The organism is Porphyromonas sp. COT-290 OH3588 (assembly GCF_000769075.1).
Lineage (GTDB): Bacteria > Bacteroidota > Bacteroidia > Bacteroidales > Porphyromonadaceae > Porphyromonas.
The window spans coordinates 13,292-32,037 of sequence record NZ_JRFC01000015.1; the positions used below are offsets into that span (position 1 = coordinate 13,292).

An 18,746-nucleotide genomic window follows, 5' to 3' on the forward strand; every position below is an offset into this window, starting at 1 on the left:
ACCGATGAGTTTGATACTTGGGCTAGAGATTATAAAATAATAGTACCTCTTGTTAATCCATCGCAAGTTCCACTACCTCTATGCCTGCTATCTCAATAGCGTTATAAGCCTCTTTTAGAAATTCGGGACACTTATTTGGTTTGATGGCCGTAAAAGTTAGTCTAGGGATATGCTGTAAGTTTAATATCGCAGAACTACAGAACGTGTATATATGGAAGCTGGTTTCAGCCGATTTTCTGAGCTCCTGCAAGAAGTAGTCCTCTGCTATTAAAGGGGTGGTTATATACTCCACGCCTTCGACTTTATAGGGCTCTCTAGGGTGAGGGAGATACTCTTGGATACTATATATATCTACCACATATTCAGTAACCTTTTTACTTGCCTCTCCGCTAGGGTCCGTTAGTTCGTGGATAGGCTGGCCAAGAAAGACCTTTCTAGTTCTAGTTGACGATTTTGTTTGGCCTATTAGATCGCTTTTAGAGAACAGCTCTATGTAAGTTGTTTCCCCCATAACATTAGGCTGTTTGTAGATGCTGTAATGTTGTACTGATCTATTGCGTAAATCTTGTACCGAGGGGATTTTTAATACAAGATTAAGGATTCTTTGTAGTCCTCCACCTTGTTTATCCATCATTCTTTCAAATGCAATCGGGCTCAAGTTTAGAGTACCATCATCAAAGGTTTTGATTGTTGCGTTACTGAATCGATGGATCAGAAAATGTATATCTATTAAATCGAGGCTAGCGATGAAAATAGTCTTGACGGAGGGTAGTTTGTAACTTTTGATTAGAAGCTTCAGCATCTCTCTGTAGGCTTGCAATTTGTTAGAAGCCCCACTTCCATAAACCAACTGTGTTTGGGCGCACTTGCGGGCTAGTCTATGATAATAATAAGTCTGCTTCTCTGATGGGTGACGGTTGTACATCACTCCATAAAATTTCTCATTAGGGTGTAGGTCTATGATACGCTCTGCTATGAGTACTTGGAGAGGGGTGAAGCAAATAATCAAGTTCATTTATCCGATTTGTTTAGATAGGGTGTTGGCCAGTAGCTCGTAGCCAGCCTCGTTTAGATTAAGGCCATCGTTGGTATAGGCTGGGGATAGCTTGCCATACGTATTGTTAAATGCCTTGTTTAGCTCTACCCAATGCACTTGAGATAGAGCCTTTATTTCCTGCCTCATAAGTTTGTTGAAGGCTTCAGTCCTGCTGTTGTCACAATCGACACGGAATAGAGTATTCAGACACTCTAGCAGGTAAACCCTAGCCTTGGGTCTAATCTGTATGACGAGATCTATAAGTGTCTTGGCTTCACGCACGAGCTCTTGTGGGCTTTTATCTTCTTTGCGTAGATCATCTCTACCCAAGTCCAGAACAACAACCTCCGATAGTGCAAGGTCCTCTCGCTTCATCACTAGCTCCCTATACTGGGCCATACGTGCCGCAGTGATAGCGATATTTTGGACATCTCTAGCAGCAACCTGATTTGCAGAGTATAGGGCAAGGAGTGATCCGCCAAGTAGAGTGATCCCTTTGGGCTGGCTATAATACGTTTCTTTTAGCTTAACTTCTCTCTCCACTTGAGCCTGTAGGAGCTGATCTCGCTTGCGCTGCTGGGTGATGAAGTAGAAGTGCTCAAAGTCATCTCTGTCGTCTATATCTATGGATACAGACTTGTCCATAAAGTAAGCTAGGCTCCGAGCGCCATAGAATTGCTTCGTGTGTAGATACTCCTTCGGCTTCGCAATGAAGAGCGCACCATTGGACGAGTATTCGGGTGCGTAGTTTTGACGTGCATATCTGGAGTAGTCGAGGTCGAAGTGTTTGAGGCTTTCGTCCTCGTCTATGCTACGTGTAAGTGTTGTTGGTTTATGGGCATCGGACACCGAAACCAAGTAATCAAACTGTTCCCATCGACTCTCGAACCTCTCGCAAGCCTCCTTGATGTGCGCTGATGTGCGTAGTGGAGATGTCGGCTGGAGTAAAACAAAGTAGTCGTAACCCGAGTACTCCTCTCTGAGCAGTACGTCCTCAAGTACATCAAATGAACTGGATTTGTCGGTTGCCAGATGCCCAGCTCTTTTGATGAAGTCGATCGGGTAGTGCGTTAGCGTGTCTATGTATTCTTGCGAGTCGGTAGTCAGGATAATTTTATCAAATACGCCTGCATCTAGAGCGGCCTCAATGGAATAAGCAAGAAGGGGCTTGCCGTCTGCCATAAGCATGTTTTTATTGGGCAGTCCTTTGGAGCCAGATCTGGCTGTAATGATAGCAATCTTCCTCATAATAATTTTGTTAGAGCGATTAGTACTTGAGCTATGCTAGCCCCTCTCAATGTTCTCACAAACACCTCGCCTCTTCGGCTTTCGGGCTACGATACAAAGTTAGGGATAATCATTCAAAGCATAAGGGCAGAAGGCCAGTATATCCTGTGTGTAAGGAGCACCAAGAAGATAATTCGCTGCGATGCTTTGTGACCTATGGGAGTATGCTCCCTTGGAGTTGGGGGTATTCATCTTGTTTAGCGGTCGGTCTAGTGTTAACGCCCCTACATTTGGGTTAAATCTTTGGAGTACGATTTTATACCTTTAGAGTTAAGGAGTGTTAAGAATTTGCTCGCAAATTTTGAGCAATGAGGCAGTATTTGTAGAGTGAAGTGAGACCTCTGTGCAAAATTGATTGGAAGATTTCTGAGGATTGGTGGATCAATCTTCTGTGATGTGTCCACTAATCTCGTAAGATTGATGGGAAGAAAAGCTCAAAAAGGCTTTGCTAGCGCATGGCGCTATCCTAGAAGTTGTTGTATTGTAATGGTTATTAGATGTTTATGTTTGTGCGATTTTAAGGTAGGTATTTTCATCTGCCTGAGTAGAGGAGCCCAAATGAAGTCGAGCGCCGTGTAGAGCTCTTTAGGGCCCAAATACGAGGTCTGCGGTGTTTGCGCTCATGGCGAGTTGGTTTTCCCATCAATATCCCGAAAACTGAGCTAAAATCTAAAATCGGAGCCAATAAGAATGTTAATTAAATAAAAGAACTATTCTTGCAGATGGGTGCGTATTGTTCGACAGACTAGGGAGAAAGGTAAAATTGGAGTAACCAAAAAGATGAAGTATATAAGTTAAGTTATCTTATTCACCATTAACAGCAAACATTATGAAGACAATCATCTCGCTTTTGGCTGTAGGAATGCTATTAATAGCCTGCAACAATCCAGCCGAGCAAGCTAAGACAGACGTATCGGCAGCCCCGTCTGAGGAGCGTATCGGCCAGATTATCACCCAAGATATACAGCAAGGGCTGACGCCCGATGCTGTACTGACGGGGCTTCAAGACGGTAATACGCGCTATTTGGCAGGCAAACCTCTAGCTCGAGATCTCAATGCGCAAGCCATGGCGGGCCTAGAGGGGCAGTTCCCCGAGGCCTTTATTCTCTCATGCATGGACAGTCGAGTGCCAGTGGAGTATATTTTCGACAAAGGTATTGGTGACCTCTTCGTGGGCCGTGTGGCGGGTAACGTTGTAGACGAACATATGCTTGCCAGTATGGAGTATGCCTGCGAGGTATCTGGCGCCAAGCTGATCCTTGTCCTCGGGCATCAGGACTGTGGAGCTGTCAAGGCTGCGATTAAGGGAGTAGAGCTAGGCAATATTACCTCTTTGATGGGCGAAATCAAACCTTCGGTGCAGGCGACCAACTACACGGGTGAGCGCACTTATAGCAACAAGGAGTTTGCCAATGCCGTAGTTGTGGAGCATGTGCGCCAGACGATCGATGAGATCCGCCGAGATAGCCCGATCCTCAAGAAGCTAGAGGAGGAAGATAAAATCAAGATCTGTGGTGCTGTCTACGAGATGTCTACGGGGCGTGTCCACTTTTTGTAGTTCCACATAGGCCACGGGGTAGGATTTGCTTACTCAAATTCACCTCATACTACCTTAAACCTATTGGCTGGGCGGTGTGTCGAGATGCAAGTCTTGGTACGTCGCCTTTGCTATTTCATCTGCTTTTCGTTGCTATTTTTGCTTTTGATCAAGCAAATCATCTTATGTATGGCTATTGAAATCAGTATTACTCGTCAGGAGTTCATCAAGCACACGGCCTACTACCTCGACAAAGTGACCGAGGGGCGTGTCGTCCTCATAGACCAAGCCCCGGCACCTACGCTCCGTTTGGAGGTCAAGGCCGAGGCTTGTGATATAGAGGGAGGTAGCTGCCATGCAGAGCAGTATAAGGAGGAGTTTCGCTCCTTCTTGGCCTCGCTCGACTAGTCTTGTATGTCTAGTAGGGATTTGATGCGGGCGGCTACTTCTTCCATTTGCCACTTGGGGGTAGAGGTTGCTCCACAGATTCCGATTGTCTTGGGCATGGGCTCTAGCATCTCTCTGGTTACCTCGCTGGCCGAGGATACGAAGATGGTACGCTCGTTGCTCTGTCGGCAGTGTGCATAGAGCACTTTGCCGTTGGAGCTCTTGGGACCAGCGACGAAGAAGATGAGCTCGTGCTGCGATGCAAACTCCTTGATGTGTGGCATTCGATTGGACACTTGTCGGCAGATTGTATCCTGATAGTCGAAGCGGATCCCCGGCTGCATACGATCTCTGAGCGTCTCGATTAGCTCGTGGAAGCCCGAGAGCGACTGCGTTGTTTGTGAGAATAGTGCCACAGGCCGACCGAAGTCTACTGCCTCAATATCCTCAGCCGTCTGTATCACTATCGCCTCTCCGTTGGTCTGACCTACTAGGCCATTTACCTCGGCATGCCCCTTCTTGCCATAGATGACGATCTGCCCATCTAGAGGTTTGATCTCTGTGTATTTCTTGAGGATTTGCTTCTGTAGGCGCACGACTACGGGGCAAGTTGCGTCCACAAGCTCAATGTTGCGTTCCTTGGCCCACGAGTAGACTTGTGGAGGCTCGCCATGAGCTCGGAAGAGGACACGCTTGCCCGAGAGCTGCTTGAGACCCTCGTAGTCGATGGTCTGCATACCCTTGGTTTGCAGACGCTCCACTTCTTGGTCGTTGTGTACAATGTCGCCGAGGCAGTATAGCTCCTTGGCATCGGAGGCGAGCTCTCGCTCTGCATGTTTGATCGCATTGATCACTCCGAAGCAGAAGCCACTCTGCTGGTCGATCTCTATGATTGGTGTCATATCTTTGAGTCTTATCTTGAGTTACTATACCGTACGTTAATTAAAGCGTTTAGGGGTGTGTTTGTTCATTCGAGGGTATGAAAAATCGGCTCCGACCTCTCGCATTGCGATGTGGGTCGGAGCCGATCTGTTTTCTTGGGCTGGGCTTCGGATTAGTTGCTGGAGCTCTCGGATACGATGAGCAGTATGTCGCCAGAGTGTATCTCTAGCTTGCCTTTGGGGACGAAGTAGTTTTCGCCTCGGCGTACGAGGATTACCAGCTCCTCCTCTTTGAGGTTTAGATCCATGAGCCTATTGCCCTCGTCTAGCATGGCAGGCGTTACCTTGCGCTCCTCCATAGAAGTCCCCGTATGCTGCGGGATTTCTACGCCGAATAAGCTGACTTTCTTCTTGACCTCCTCGTCCAACCCGAGCCATTTGGCTACGATCGGGAGCGTACTGCCCTGTATGAGGAGCGAGAGTAGGGTGATGAAAAAGACGATGTTGAAGAGCGTATTCGCCCCTTCGATGTTGTTCATCATAGGGAAGGTGGCGAAGATGATTGGTACGGCACCACGCAAGCCTACCCAAGCAAGGAATGACCGCCCCTTGAGGCTGATGCGTGGGAATACACTCAAGCTCAGATGTACGGCTAGAGGACGAGCAAAAAAGATCATAAATAGCCCAGAGAGCAGAGCGAATGGCGCCACTGGGATTAGATCTTTGGCATCGACGAATAGCCCAAGGACGATGAATAGGGCGATTTGTAGTAGCCAAGTCATACCGTCGAAGAAGGTTTCGATACTCTTCTTGTGTACCAAACGGTTGTTCCCCACCACTACCCCCATGATGTACACAGCCAGATAGCCATTGCCTTGGAACAGTGCCGTGAGCGAGTAGGTCAAGAAGATAGCACAGAGTAGGGTAATGGGGTAGAGGGCTGCATTGTCGATGTTGATCTTGTTGAGGAAGAGTGTCGTCACCCTGCCGAGCAGATAGCCGAGCCCAGCCCCCACGCTGAATTGAAGTGCAAACGTAGAGACGATGCTGGCCCAAGAGCCCTCGCCCTCGCCCGTGACGTACTGGATCAGGGCGATGGTGAGCATATACGCCATTGGGTCGTTGCTGCCACTCTCTAGCTCTAGGATCGGGCGGAGCCCCTCCTTGAGGTGCATATTGCGAGCACGCAGAAGGCCGAAGACCGAGGCCGAGTCGGTACTCGACATCGTGGCTGCTAGAAGTAGAGCAATAGGGAAGCTCAGATGAATGGTAAAGAAGTCGAACGTGCCGAGCCAATAGAGAAAGCCCCCGAAGAAGAGAGTCGTGAGCAAAACCCCCACAGTCGAGAGCATAATCCCCGGGCCAAGCACTGGGCGAATATCCCCAATCCTTGTCTCGAAGCCCCCGAAGAAGAGAATAACGGCTAGGGCGACAGTCCCGAGGAATTGGGTCTTGCTCGTGTCGCTATACTCAAGCCCTAGTCCAGAGCTGCCGAAGATCATTCCTGTGATGAGGAAGACGAGTAGGGCTGGTACGCCTAGGCGAGTGCCGACCTTACCAGCCAAGATGCCGGCAAGCATCAGCACTGCCCCTACGAGGAGCAATAGGTCTGTTGATATCATCTATAATCTGCTTAATACGAGTAGATAGGTAGCTTATTCCTTGACGAAACCTCGTGAGCCTTTGAGTATGAAAGGCTCTTGATGCCAGTGAAACTTGGGGTAGCTATCCGTCTGGATCACACGATTGCGCCTCCAGAGTATTCCATCTACGCTCTGTGCAAAGAGGAGCGGCTCATCGAAGGTCATGAATACATTGTCCTCGATGGTGATGCCATTCTTGCCGTCACCGTAGAAGGGCTGACGCTGCTTCTCGAGTTGAGGGATCACGGGGAAGAGCGAGATAGCAGCTTCGGTAAACTGAAAAACACTTGTCAAGACGTCGAGGAATAGGTTGCCTCGGATATGTAAATACTTTGTCTGGCCAGACTCGAACCACTGATTGCAGTCGCTACTCACGAGGATTGCGGAGCCTGAGATGTGATCGAATACGTTGTACTCTACCTTGATAGGCTTGGGCGTGTTGAGGAGTGTGCCACGAGCTCGGTTGTGACGGATCGTATTGTCGGCGAAGGTGACACTCGGGGTCTTGCGTAGGTTCTCGATGCCGATGCTATTGCTTGGGTTGAGCTGTCGTGACAGTTTGTTGGCGAAGCGCAAACGCAGCACCTTAGCCCCTGCTAGTGTAGGTGTGTCTACGGGCTCGATGGCGGTGAGCGTATTGCCCTGCCCTACGACCTCGAAGGTAGAGCTAGCGACAAACTGTATCGAGTCGCCTGCCTTGCCCCAGTCCATGCCCCAAGCCTGATTGTGCATATATTGCCCCTCGACGGTGTAGTTGTCCACACGCTTGATGAGCTTGAGGTAGACGCCGTGCACATTGATCGCATCGTCCATCATGCCCTCGAAGAGCCCACGGCGCACGTCTATATGACCGCTACAACCAGAGAAGTGCGTGGCATCGGCTTGCGTCGTGGCATAGCGTGGATCGGAGTCGCCTCTGAGGCGAACGCTGAAGCCATCTAGACTGACGTTGTGAGTGTTTTGAGCTAGAAGACCCATGCCGTCTGCATAGTGTATGTTGATGTTCTCTAGGCGGACGTCCGTATTGTCCGAGAGGAATATCCCGGGATTGGGGCGTTCGTAGGTGCGTAGAGCTAGGACTGTGCCTGCTTTGAGGCGTTCGTCCCGAAAATTGGGAGCCAAGATACGCCCCTCGTCTAGTAGACGGCTCCCTTTGGTCGAGAGGTCGATGTCTGCCGTACGGTAGAGAATACGCTTAGTAGCTCCGTCGAAAGCTATCGCTACGTATGGGCGGTTGCTCCAGTCACGGCCGTAGAACTCTAGCTCCCCCTGGCCTGTCAGTCGCCACTGCGCCGAGCAGATTGGGGCGAGCACCAAGCCGCCTTCGCCTCTATTCTCCTCCACTCGTACATGTGAGAGCTGGGGGTGTCGGAAGTCGATGCGGAAGTTGCGCAGCTCTATGTTGCTACTCTCTACGACAGCGATCGGGAGCATTCGGTCTAGGAATAGGAACTCGGCTCCCATACCCTCTAGGCGCACGTTGTGTAGCTGCTTGAGGTTGATGCCTATTGATCTCAGGGGGGCATGGTCGTGGTTGGAGATATGGTAGGTAGCCACAGGAGCACCATCTTTGGCGAACTCGTACACTCCGGGAGCGAATACTAGCGTAAGGGTATCGCTGGGGCTAGTGGTACGAGCAAGCTCGGCGATAGCTTGGTTGAGAGGGGCGGTATTGGAGTAGCCAGCTTGTGGCTTGACGCCAAAGTCGATGAGGTGTACCACTCGCTCTCGGGCCGAGAGGACGCTGAAGCTGCCAAGTAGAGCCAAGAGGCACCCTAGGGCTGTCAGGAGGTTATGTCGCATACGTTGAGTTTTTAGTCCGAAAGGATACATATCTAACCGAAAGTTACAAAAATACAAAATCCTCACCGAATTTCTTATGCTTCTGCACCACTTTGATATCCCCACTGCTTGCTCCAAGATTTGGCTCGAGGCACTGCCTCCAATGTTGATGAGGAGTAGACCTTGCTTGTACCTCTCCCCCCCAATGAGCTCTCGTGACTCTGTCCTCGGAGCCTTGCAGTCCTGAGAGCACAACTGCGCATACGATAGTCTTAGGCTGGCTGATCCTCTCTTTCGTCACTAGACCTAGATGACGGTGATGAGAGGCCATTCCTCTACTTTTTGGTTAAAGAGTGTAAAGGATATATTCAGTGTTTTGGGGTAATAGGGCTGTGGTTTGTAAAGAACAATGGAGTGCGCACAGTAAATTGATGGGTAGATTTTTGAGGATTGGAGGATTAATCCACCACGGTGTACCCACCAATCCCAAAAGATTGATGGGAAGAAATGCTCCCAAGTACCATGTAGTCCCATTGAGAATGAGTAATAGGCTCTATATATGGCTCTTTTATAGTCCCTTGTGAAACCCGTGTTTTAGACGGTTATTCCTGTTCGGTCGAAGCGAGGTGCGTAAACGAGGTCGGACGCAATCTAGGGCCTGCTAGGCCCCAAATAAGCGGTTTGAGGATTTGATAACCGTGGAGCAGGGGTGGATTAGCTAGGAGCCCAAATGTAATCGAGAAGTGTAAAAATTTGCTATTGGTACGCTTGCCGAGATGAGCCTCCGTATGTGTGAACCCTAGTCCTAGGGATATGTGTTACTTTTGTGGTTAGTTATTAAGGAATAAGATTGCCACTGGGCAATGATATATAGGACAATGACAGAAGAAATCAATGGTGCATCGGTCTGCCGATTTGCCGATATAGAAATCCTGCGCTACCGCATCGACGGCTTCGACGCCCTACCTCTGGAGCGCAAACTCCTCGTCTATCATCTGAGCGAGGCCGCCCTAGCTGGGCGAGATATTACATTCGACCAAAACGGCCGCTACAGCCTGCGCCTGCGTCGCTTCCTTGAGGGAGTCTATCAGCACTATCAAGGCGATCGTACGAGTGAGCAGTGGCGTGCGCTAGAGGTCTACCTCTTCCGCCTTTGGTTCTCCTCGGGTATTCATCATCACTACGGAAGTGAGAAGTTCGAGCCCGGGTTTAGCGAGGCCTTTCTGCGTGAGGCGCTCAGCGAGGTGCAAGAGCAGAGAAGCGAATTGCTCGATCTGACGCCCAGTGTGGTGGACGATCTGCTACAAGAAGTCTTTGACCCTGAGCGCTCGCCTAGGCGTACGGTGCAGGACGGAGCGGAGGATCTGCTGAGGGCTTCGTCAGTCAATTTCTACGATGAGGGCATCGGGCAGGCCGAGGCAGAGGCTTACTATGCCGAGCAGGCCGAGCAAACAAGCGAGCAGGACCGCAAGACACCGCCTTCGTATGGGCTCAATAGCCGTCTGGGACGCAATGGCGACGGCCTGCTCTATGAGCAAGTCTATCGTATCGGTGGGCTGTATGGCACAGCTCTAGAGCGCATTTGCACGCACCTCAAAGCCGCTCTAGCCTATACGCAGACGGATGCTCAGCGTGAGGCTCTGCTAGCCCTACTCGACTACTACAAGACGGGCAACCTACAGTCCTACAATCGCTTCTGCGTCCTTTGGGTACAGGATACCGAGCCACAGGTAGACTTTATCAACGGCTTCACCGAGACCTATACTGATCCTCTCGGCATGAAAGGGAGCTGGGAGGGACTCGTACACATACGCAACGAAGCCGCTAGTCTACGCACCCGTAAGCTGAGCGAAGAGGCGGCTTGGTTCGAGGAGCATGCTCCTATCGACAGCCGCTTCAAGAAGGCTCAGCCCAAGGGCATCACAGCTACGGTCGTTACCGTTGCGATGCTAGCTGGGGATTCCTATCCCGCTACACCGATCGGGATCAACCTACCCAATGCAGACTGGATACGCGCAGAGTACGGCTCCAAGTCTGTTACTATCGACAATATCCACGAGGCCTACCGCCTTGCTTCCAAGGCCAATGGCATGGACGAGGCCTTCATACCCGATGCAGAGGTACGTGCGATGCTGGAGCGCTACGAGGGTATCACAGAGCCGCTACACACAGACCTTCATGAGTGCCTAGGGCATGGCTCGGGGCAGCTACTGCCGGGCGTTTCGCCCGATGCGCTCGGGGCATACGGCTCGACGATAGAGGAGGCTAGGGCAGATCTATTCGCCCTCTACTACATGGCGGACGAGAAGCTCGTCGAGATGGGGCTCCTGCCCGACGGCGAGGCCTACAAGGCGTGCTACTACCGCTATCTGCTCAATGGGCTGATCACTCAGTTTGTGCGCATCCGCCCGGGGCACAAGATTGAGGAGGCGCACATGCGCAATAGGGCGCTCATCGCCCGCTATGTGCTGGCACGATCGGCTGCGGATCAGCAGATTGAACTGCGAGGGATAGAGCTCATCGTGCATGACTACCAGCAGGTGCGTGCCTCGATAGCCTCGCTGCTGGCCGAGGTGCAGCGCATCAAGAGCGAGGGCGACTACGAGGCGGCTCGTGCGCTCGTGGAGGGCTACGCCGTTAGGGTGTTTGAGGATCAGCATGCCGAGATCCTAGAGCGATATGCCAAGCTGGGCATTGCGCCCTATCGAGGCTTCGTCAATCCACGCCTAGAGTTGGTCTTCGAGGACGGAGGCATTGCCGATGTCGTGGCACACTATGACGAGGGCTACGCCGAGCAAATGCTACGTTATAGCCGTGACTATGGGACGCTGCCGAGCGACCCCGTGGCAGTCGAGGAGCTACGCACGCCTCACCCCTCCGAGCAGACCCTAGCGATAGCCAAGGAGCTAAGGGCAGGTCTGCGCACCTCGATGGACGGCGTCATCTCGTCGTCTATGCGAGAGAAAGGCTTGCACTATGGGATCAACTTTGGTTTGACGCTTGAGTACATTCAGCGTCGAGCGGCTGCTCTGCCTCAGTCCGCCGATTTGGCTCGTTATCTGCTCAGCCGTGATGTACGTGAACTCAAGCTGATCGGTCAGCTCATTTATCCTGCCGAGGAAGTAACGCTGGAGGTAGCGACCTACTTGGCTTCGACTTCTTTCTCCAATCCCGAGCTGAGAGATTGTTTGGCTAAGCATCTACTGGATAGATGTAGCGATGCCCCCAACTGGTCGCTCACTTGGGTGCTGGACGAGGAACATAATTATCAGGATATACTGCCCGTGGGCTTCATCTGTCTGGCCCGATGGATCAGCCGTGGCTGGCAGGTGCAGGGGGAGAGTCTACGCTCTCGACTCATGGCTAGAGCTTTCGTAGCTCTAGAGGCGGAGCAGGAGGCGCACATCATGCCTAGACAGCAGGCAGCGTTACTGCTCTTGAAGCGTTGGGGACGTGCAGATGCCGAGGCGAAGGCCGTGATGCTCGAGCGACCAGAACTCAAAGCATGGGTGGAGTCTTCGGAGCCAATCTACCGTGAGTTTGCCGACGATCTGCTCTTTGAGCTGAACTTCGAGGCCTAGTGATTGGCTGGATAAAAGAAAATGGACGGGGCTCTACTCTGAGAGCCTCGTCCATTCTGTTGTCCGACCGATGAGTGATACGCCTATGAGACCACGAACCTTTAGGTTGCCATTGGCTCCAGCGGTGTAGTAGGTGCCGATCAGTCTGTTGGCTTCTTGTTGTCCCCAAGCCAGCTGTACTGTGAGCAAGGTCACGAGGGCTAGGGCGATCAATCTTTTTATTCCGTTACTTGTATTTAGCTGTCCGAGATCGGGATCGTCGGGTCTACCTTGCGCAGTGCCGCCAGTGCTGCATGTGCCGCCTCTTGGTGCGCTTCTTTTTTATTGCTACCACGGCCAGAGCTGATGCGTTTGCCGTCGATGTAGACTGCACAGACGAATAGTCCGCCCGAGCGTTTAGGCTCTTGGAGCATCTTGAAGTCTAGATCGAGGTGGTGCTGCTGCACCCACTCGAGTAGGAGTGACTTGTAGTTGGTCGTCTGCTCTACTAGGCTATCCTCTAGCTCTTGGAAGAGTGGCAGCACCTTCGTCAGGACAAACATCTCGGCTTGTAGATAACCTTGATCAAGGAATATAGCACCGATGAGCGCCTCTAGCGTATTGCCGTAGGTATCGGGGCTAAGCCTCTGCCCCATCTCTCTATTGTAGCGGAGCATCTTATGCAACCCCATACGTTTGGCCACAGCATTGTTTACGGCACGTTTGACCATAGCACCACGTCGTTTGCTCAGCTCGCCTTCGTTCCAGTGGGGATAGTTGAGGTAGAGATGATGACTTACAGCCGTAGCGAGTACCGAGTCGCCAAGATACTCCAGACGCTCGTTGTTGATCCTCTGCCCCATCTCGTCGGTCAGAGAGCAGGAGCTATGCGTGAAAGCTAGCTGGTAGTAGCTGATGTTGCGGGGCTCAAAGCCCAATACTTCACCTAGACGAAGCAAAGGCTCCTCGGAGCATAGCCCGAGGAGCCTTTTGGCTCGTTCGATGATATTACGAATCATGCTGATAACAGACATGAGCAATATAATCTTATGTAAGGCTTAACCTTTGTACTTCTTGAAGATCACGCTCGCATTATGTCCGCCAAACCCGAAAGTATTGGATAGCGCCACATCAACGGTACGTTTCTGCGCTTGGTTGAACGTAAAGTTGAGCTTGTAGTCGATCTCTGGGTCGCAGTCGTCGTCGGCATGGTTGATCGTAGGAGGAACGATGTCTTCCTCTACGCTCTTGATGGCTATCATCGCCTCGATAGCACCAGCAGCACCAAGGAGGTGCCCTGTCATACTCTTAGTCGAGCTGATGTTTAGCTTGTATGCATGCTCACCGAATACGTCCTTGATCGCCTTAGTCTCCGAGATATCCCCTACGGGTGTAGAGGTTCCGTGTACGTTGATGTAGTCTACTTCCTCGGGCTTGAGTCCAGCATCCTCGAGTGCATTGCTCATAACAAGCTTAGCTCCGAGGCCCTCTGGGTGAGTCGCCGTTAGGTGGTAGGCATCGGCAGAGAGGCCTGTCCCTACGAGCTCGGCGTAGATGTGTGCGCCACGCTCGAGTGCATGCTCCAGTTCTTCGATGACCATACATACACCGCCCTCACCCATTACAAATCCGTCACGGCTCGCCGAGAATGGGCGAGAAGCACGCTCGGGCTCGTCGTTGCGTGTAGATAGGGCGTTCATCACGTTGAAGCCGCCAATACCAGCAGCACAGATAGATGCTTCTGCTCCACCAGCTACGATCACCTTGGCTTTACCTAGGCGAATGAGGTGGCACGCATCAATCAGAGCATTGGTACTTGAGGCACAAGCAGACGCCGTAGAGTAGTTCGGTCCGTGGAAGCCATACTTCATAGATACGTGACCTGCAGCAATATCCGAGATCATCTTGGGAATGAAGAATGGATTGAATCGGGGACCCGACTCGGGGTTGTAGTCACGCACTTCCTGCTCGAAGGTCGTTAGACCACCGATACCAGAGGCGATGATCACGCCCACCTTAGTCTTGTCTACGGCATCAAGGTCGAGCTTAGAGTCTACTAGACACTCATCGGCTGCGATCATCGCAAACTGGGCGTAGCGGTCTAGCTTACGCGCCTCTTTGCGATCTATATAGTCATTCACATTGAAGTCCTTCACCTCGCAAGCAAAGTGCGTCTTGTGCTTGCTAGCATCGAAGAGTGTGATGGGCGCAGCCCCGCTCTTGCCAGCCTTGAGGGCTTCCCAAGTCTCGGGAGCTGTCTTACCCAGAGGTGAAATAGCTCCTAGACCTGTGATGACTACTCTCTTGAGTTCCATATCGGGAGAGAGGATTAGTTCTGCTTCTTCTCGATGTAGTCGATAGCGTCGCCTACAGTCTTGATCTGCTGAGCGTCTTCATCGGGAATTGACATGCCGAATTCCTTTTCGAAGTCCATGATCAGCTCCACAGTATCTAGAGAGTCTGCACCTAGGTCGTTTGAGAAGTTTGCTTCACGAGTTACTTCAGATGCTTCGCAGTTTAGCTTCTCTACGATGATCTCTCTTACCTTTTCTTCAATCTGTGACATAATCTTCTTTAGTTTTGAGTTTATAATTTACTATATTAACTTTACTTTTGGATGTCCATTCGGCTGATTGCTTCCGCATTCAACGGAGCGCAAATTGCACACGAATGGGTTATTTGTGCACAAAGATACTTATTTTTTATGAATAAACTAGCTATCCTCGCTTCTGGCAGTGGTTCCAATGCCGAAACCATAGCCAAGTACTTTGCCAATCACCCCTCAATCCGAGTAGTGTGTATCCTGACTAACCGTGCCGATGCAGGGGTTATCGCTAGAGCCGAACGTTTGGGGATCTCTTGCCACTACTATAATAATGTAGAGATGCGCTCGGGCGATGCGCCCCTCCAGCTCCTAAGAGAGCTCGAAGTTGATCTAATTGTGCTAGCAGGTTACCTCTGTCTGATGACATCGCCTTGGCTTGTAGCCTATCCCAATCGCATCATTAATATACACCCAGCACTACTACCCAGCTATGGAGGTAAGGGTATGTATGGGCACCATGTGCACGAGGCAGTCTTGGCTGCTGGCGAAGAGCAATCGGGTATCACGATACACCTCGTGGATGAGGAGTACGACCACGGCCGACATCTGCTGCAAGCGACTTGCCTTGTACGCCCCGATGACACAGCCGACACCTTGGCTAGTCGCATTCATACGCTGGAGCATCGCTTCTATGCCCCCACCATCGAGCAGTATCTCACCCAAGATCTCTAGCTAGTCAAGCTAGACCTTAGGACTTCTCCCTCGAGGACGATCGGTAATAGCCGTCGCCTTTGAGGGATTTTTATTTGGATCAAGTCTTTCTTCTCTATGGTTTTGGGGAGGTTACAGCCTCTTCCTATCAACATCGGTAGCACCCGAGTTTTTAGTTTCCAAATAGCCTCTAGGCTTGTCCCCAACCGTTAGGTTGGGGAGCATATCACAACTATCTATTACTCTATAGATTTTATCGTTTTTTTTACGTGGATTTGGTTGACTAAATTTGCGTGTAATTAATTAGCATATTAGAATACACATATATAGGATAGAATGAAAGCAACAATAATCTATCATAGTCGTCGGGGGCGAACTGCTGGTTATGCCCGAGAGATAGCTATGCATCTGTGGACTCAGGGAGTGAGCGTCAAGTGCTGTGCTACCGCTGACTTCAAACCAGAGATGCTGGACGAATGCGATCTCCTGCTGCTGGGCTGCTGGACCAGTGGCTGGTTCGTGATCAACCAATATCCCAATCATCGATGGGTTACTTTCGCCAAGCAGCTCCCGAGTCAGCTCCCGAAACATCTTTTGCTCTTCTCAACGTACAAGTTTCGTACCGGAAGCATGTTTCGAGGTATGAAGAAGCATCTAAACTTACGTGACGTTGGGCAAATTGCTACGCTCCAGTCGAAGACAGGCTTCCTAAGCCCAGAAGACAAGCGACTACTAGACCAATATGTAGCCCAAATTAGACAACAGCAATAATACGAATCGTTCATTTATTAACTATAAATCAGAAGTTTTATGGAAACAAAAAACAAACTGACCACAGCTGCAGGTGCTCCCGTTGCGGACAACCAGAATGTAGCTACCGCAGGCAGGCGTGGCCCAATGCTCCTGCAAGACATTTGGTTCATCGAGAAACTCGCTCACTTCGACCGTGAGGTGATCCCCGAGCGTCGTATGCACGCCAAGGGCTCGGGAGCTTTCGGTAAATTTACCGTAACCCACGACATCACCAAGTACACTCGTGCCGCTATCTTCTCCGAGATTGGGAAGGAAACTGAGCTTTTCGTCCGCTTCTCTACGGTTGCTGGCGAGAGAGGTGCAGCTGATGCCGAGCGTGATATTCGTGGTTTTGCGATGAAGTTCTACACCGAGGAGGGCAACTGGGATCTCGTTGGCAACAATACACCCGTATTCTTCTTGCGTGATCCACTCAAGTTCCCCGACCTCAACCATGTGGTTAAGCGTGATCCCCGTACGAATATGCGTAGCCCACACAACAACTGGGACTTCTGGACCCTCTTGCCCGAAGCTCTTCATCAGGTGACTATCACGATGAGCGATCGTGGTATTCCCTACTCCTATCGCCATATGCATGGCTATGGTAGTCATGCATTCTCCATGATCAATGCTCAGGGTCAGCGCACATGGGTTAAGTTCCACTTCCATACTCAGCAGGGGATTAAGAACCTGAGCGATGCAGAGGCCGAAGCCATCATAGGCAAGGATAGAGAGAGCCACCAGAGAGATCTGTACGAGAGCATTGAGCGTGGCGATTTCCCTCGCTGGACGATGAAGATACAAGTTATGACGGAGGAACAGGCCAAGAATATGCCTTACAATCCTTTTGACTTAACCAAGGTGTGGTCACAAAAGGAGTTCCCACTCATCGAGGTTGGTGTCTTGGAGCTTAATCGCAATCCGGAGAATTACTTTGCCGATGTAGAGCAGGCTGCCTTCAATCCTGCTAACGTAGTACCCGGGATTAGTTTCTCTCCCGATAGAATGCTTCAAGGTCGTCTCTTCTCCTATGGAGATGCTCAGCGCTATCGTCTAGGGGTCAATCATCATCAGATCCCAGTGAATAAGAGCCGTTGCCCATTCCTTAATATGTATCACCGAGATGGAGCGATGCGTGTGGACGGCAACTATGGATCTCGTCTTGGCTACGAGCCCAATAGCTACGGACACTGGCAGGAGCAGAATGAGTACAAGGAGCCACCTCTAGAGCTGGACGGAGCTGCCTACCAGTGGGACTTCCGTGAAGATGACTGTGACTATTACTCTCAGCCTCGTGCACTCTTCCGTCTGATGACCCCAGAGCAGCAGCAGGTACTCTTCGATAACACCGCTCGTGCCATGGGTAATATCCCTATCGAGATTAAGGTGCGCCACATCAGTAACTGTGCTAAGGCTGACGAGGCGTATGGACGTGGTGTAGCGAAAGCTCTAGGGCTCAACTTCGACGAGCTACAGTTAGCTTAGGGGCTGACTCATAACTAAAAAAGGAAGCAGATGCAGCATCTTTGGGGGAGCCCGATGTGCTACATCTGCTTCTTCTTTTGTGTAGGAGGCTCGTCAATATGCAAGGCCTCGTGGCTGCGTTCGTTTGCTTTTAGTCCATGTGAGTTCTTTATAGATACTCTTTAGATGCTCCGTGTTTTCTGCTGCTTTGAAGAGGCGCTTAGTTACGATGAGCTTCTTTTTCTTACTCATGGCGATAGCGACACATACACTTACAGAAGACTCAGACTTGTGGTCAGATGGGAACTTTGATTGGGGGGTGAGATTTATATTTTGGCTCAAATTTCGGAATGTTGATGAGAAGACTGGGGGAGGAGAGAGCGAAAAATGGCAGATCTCGTATTGGGCCTCTAGGAGGCTCTACACGGCATTCGACCTTGCTTGGGCACTTATACTTAGTCGAATGAAAATAGTCGCTTAAAACACTTGTTTTGTAGTGTGCTGATAACCAGATTTATAAATATTTTTGTCAGGTAGTTGTCTTTGGATAGAGCCAAAATTTTAGGATTTCTTCCCATCAATCTGTTTCGATTGATTGGTACATTCATTGCGATGTCCCCATTAACCAGAAAAAGCCTTCCCTTCAAATTTCCATTTTGGGTGAATAACTTACCCCAAAATACTCCTTAGGCTTATCGGAATTAGCCTAATTGTCTTTACATACTTTAACGGAAATTGAGAAGAAGTCAATTCCCATATTTCCTGTTTTTTGTTGTAGTATGTGGCGGAGTATTGTGGGAAATGGGGAAGAAGTATATGAGGCGTCTTTCGGAAGGTGTTATTGATGCTAAACTGCTTACTAATACGGGGATATTTATAAACTATTTAGCAGTCCCTAGCTAGCCCGGGGGTTAAGCTGCGTTTCGTGGTAACCTTTGACGATGGCACTACCCTCGAGTGTACCGGAGGACTGGAGATACGAGAGAAATCTTAATGAGGCTATTGCGCAATGCGCCGCTCAACGTTTCTTGTATCTTTCTCGGTGTTTTTTGCGTGTTTGAGCGGCTTGGGGAGCCTTGAATACTATCCCCCTATCCCCATCCCTGAGGGAAATATCCCTC

General features: G+C 50.5%; 16 protein-coding genes. 6 read left to right on the forward strand and 10 right to left on the reverse strand.

The annotated features are described in order from the left end of the window. Window positions 1–52: 52 nt before the first annotated feature. A complete protein-coding gene (locus HQ48_RS04980) occupies window positions 53–1,015 on the reverse strand; it encodes a glycosyltransferase family 52 (protein ID WP_044232050.1) in 963 nt (320 codons plus the stop codon). Then, the gene (locus HQ48_RS04985; RefSeq protein WP_044232052.1) at window positions 1,016–2,284 is read right to left on the reverse strand and encodes a cytidylyltransferase domain-containing protein; all 1,269 of its coding nucleotides are present in this window, start codon (window positions 2,282–2,284) and stop codon (window positions 1,016–1,018) included. An 868-nt stretch (window positions 2,285–3,152) separates the two neighbouring features. Between HQ48_RS04985 and HQ48_RS04990 the strand changes: the two genes are divergently transcribed. Then, window positions 3,153–3,881, forward strand: coding sequence for a carbonic anhydrase family protein (locus HQ48_RS04990; RefSeq protein ID WP_044232053.1), 729 nt, complete (start codon window positions 3,153–3,155; stop codon window positions 3,879–3,881). Window positions 3,882–4,049: 168 nt separating this feature from the next. After that, complete coding sequence (locus tag HQ48_RS04995; RefSeq protein ID WP_044232055.1) at window positions 4,050–4,268, forward strand: hypothetical protein; 219 nt, start codon at window positions 4,050–4,052, stop codon at window positions 4,266–4,268. Here HQ48_RS04995 and HQ48_RS05000 read toward each other — a convergent pair. The 3 genes from HQ48_RS05000 to HQ48_RS05010 all read right to left on the reverse strand — a co-directional run bounded on the left by HQ48_RS05000 (window position 4,265) and on the right by HQ48_RS05010 (window position 8,574). Continuing rightward, window positions 4,265–5,149, reverse strand: a complete 885-nt coding sequence (locus tag HQ48_RS05000; protein WP_044232057.1) for a 4-hydroxy-3-methylbut-2-enyl diphosphate reductase — start codon at window positions 5,147–5,149, stop codon at window positions 4,265–4,267. The two genes, HQ48_RS04995 and HQ48_RS05000, sit on opposite strands and share 4 nt — an antisense overlap. A 152-nt stretch (window positions 5,150–5,301) precedes the next feature. Continuing rightward, window positions 5,302–6,750, reverse strand: coding sequence for a potassium/proton antiporter (locus tag HQ48_RS05005; protein WP_044232058.1), 1,449 nt, complete (start codon window positions 6,748–6,750; stop codon window positions 5,302–5,304). Between the two features lie 33 nt (window positions 6,751–6,783). Then, window positions 6,784–8,574, reverse strand: a complete 1,791-nt coding sequence (locus HQ48_RS05010) for a hypothetical protein (protein ID WP_044232080.1) — start codon at window positions 8,572–8,574, stop codon at window positions 6,784–6,786. Between the two features lie 857 nt (window positions 8,575–9,431). On the opposite strand from HQ48_RS05010, the gene HQ48_RS05020 reads away from it, so the two are divergent. Next, complete coding sequence (locus tag HQ48_RS05020) at window positions 9,432–12,134, forward strand: dipeptidyl peptidase 3 (RefSeq protein ID WP_235300199.1); 2,703 nt, start codon at window positions 9,432–9,434, stop codon at window positions 12,132–12,134. Window positions 12,135–12,167: 33 nt separating this feature from the next. Here HQ48_RS05020 and HQ48_RS05025 read toward each other — a convergent pair whose 3' ends face one another. From HQ48_RS05025 to HQ48_RS05040, 4 genes are read right to left on the reverse strand one after another with little or no spacing between them, the layout of a single operon-like run. Next, complete coding sequence (locus HQ48_RS05025; protein ID WP_044232063.1) at window positions 12,168–12,347, reverse strand: DUF2147 domain-containing protein; 180 nt, start codon at window positions 12,345–12,347, stop codon at window positions 12,168–12,170. Between the two features lie 23 nt (window positions 12,348–12,370). After that, window positions 12,371–13,147 carry a ribonuclease III gene (rnc, locus tag HQ48_RS05030; RefSeq protein WP_235300200.1) on the reverse strand — a complete coding sequence of 259 codons (777 nt, stop codon included), beginning with the start codon at window positions 13,145–13,147 and terminating at the stop codon, window positions 12,371–12,373. A gap of 24 nt (window positions 13,148–13,171) precedes the next feature. After that, window positions 13,172–14,428 (reverse strand): beta-ketoacyl-ACP synthase II, encoded by a 1,257-nt coding sequence (fabF, locus tag HQ48_RS05035; RefSeq protein WP_044232064.1) that lies wholly within the window; start codon window positions 14,426–14,428, stop codon window positions 13,172–13,174. A 14-nt stretch (window positions 14,429–14,442) separates the two neighbouring features. Further along, window positions 14,443–14,679, reverse strand: a complete 237-nt coding sequence (locus HQ48_RS05040; protein ID WP_044186997.1) for an acyl carrier protein — start codon at window positions 14,677–14,679, stop codon at window positions 14,443–14,445. 138 nt (window positions 14,680–14,817) lie between these two features. On the opposite strand from HQ48_RS05040, the gene HQ48_RS05045 reads away from it, so the two are divergent. The 3 genes from HQ48_RS05045 (at window position 14,818) to HQ48_RS05055 (ending at window position 17,646) form a co-directional block, all read left to right on the forward strand. After that, on the forward strand, window positions 14,818–15,390 hold the full coding sequence (locus HQ48_RS05045; RefSeq protein WP_044232066.1) for a phosphoribosylglycinamide formyltransferase: 573 nt from the start codon (window positions 14,818–14,820) through the stop codon (window positions 15,388–15,390). A 315-nt stretch (window positions 15,391–15,705) separates the two neighbouring features. Beyond that, window positions 15,706–16,140, forward strand: a complete 435-nt coding sequence (locus HQ48_RS05050) for a hypothetical protein (RefSeq protein WP_044232069.1) — start codon at window positions 15,706–15,708, stop codon at window positions 16,138–16,140. Window positions 16,141–16,179: 39 nt separating this feature from the next. Continuing rightward, window positions 16,180–17,646: a catalase gene (locus tag HQ48_RS05055; RefSeq protein WP_044187003.1), complete on the forward strand. Its 1,467-nt coding sequence runs from the start codon at window positions 16,180–16,182 to the stop codon at window positions 17,644–17,646. A gap of 93 nt (window positions 17,647–17,739) precedes the next feature. Here HQ48_RS05055 and HQ48_RS09380 read toward each other — a convergent pair whose 3' ends face one another. Continuing rightward, the gene (locus tag HQ48_RS09380) at window positions 17,740–17,877 is read right to left on the reverse strand and encodes a hypothetical protein (RefSeq protein ID WP_160225925.1); all 138 of its coding nucleotides are present in this window, start codon (window positions 17,875–17,877) and stop codon (window positions 17,740–17,742) included. Window positions 17,878–18,746 lie beyond the last annotated feature (869 nt).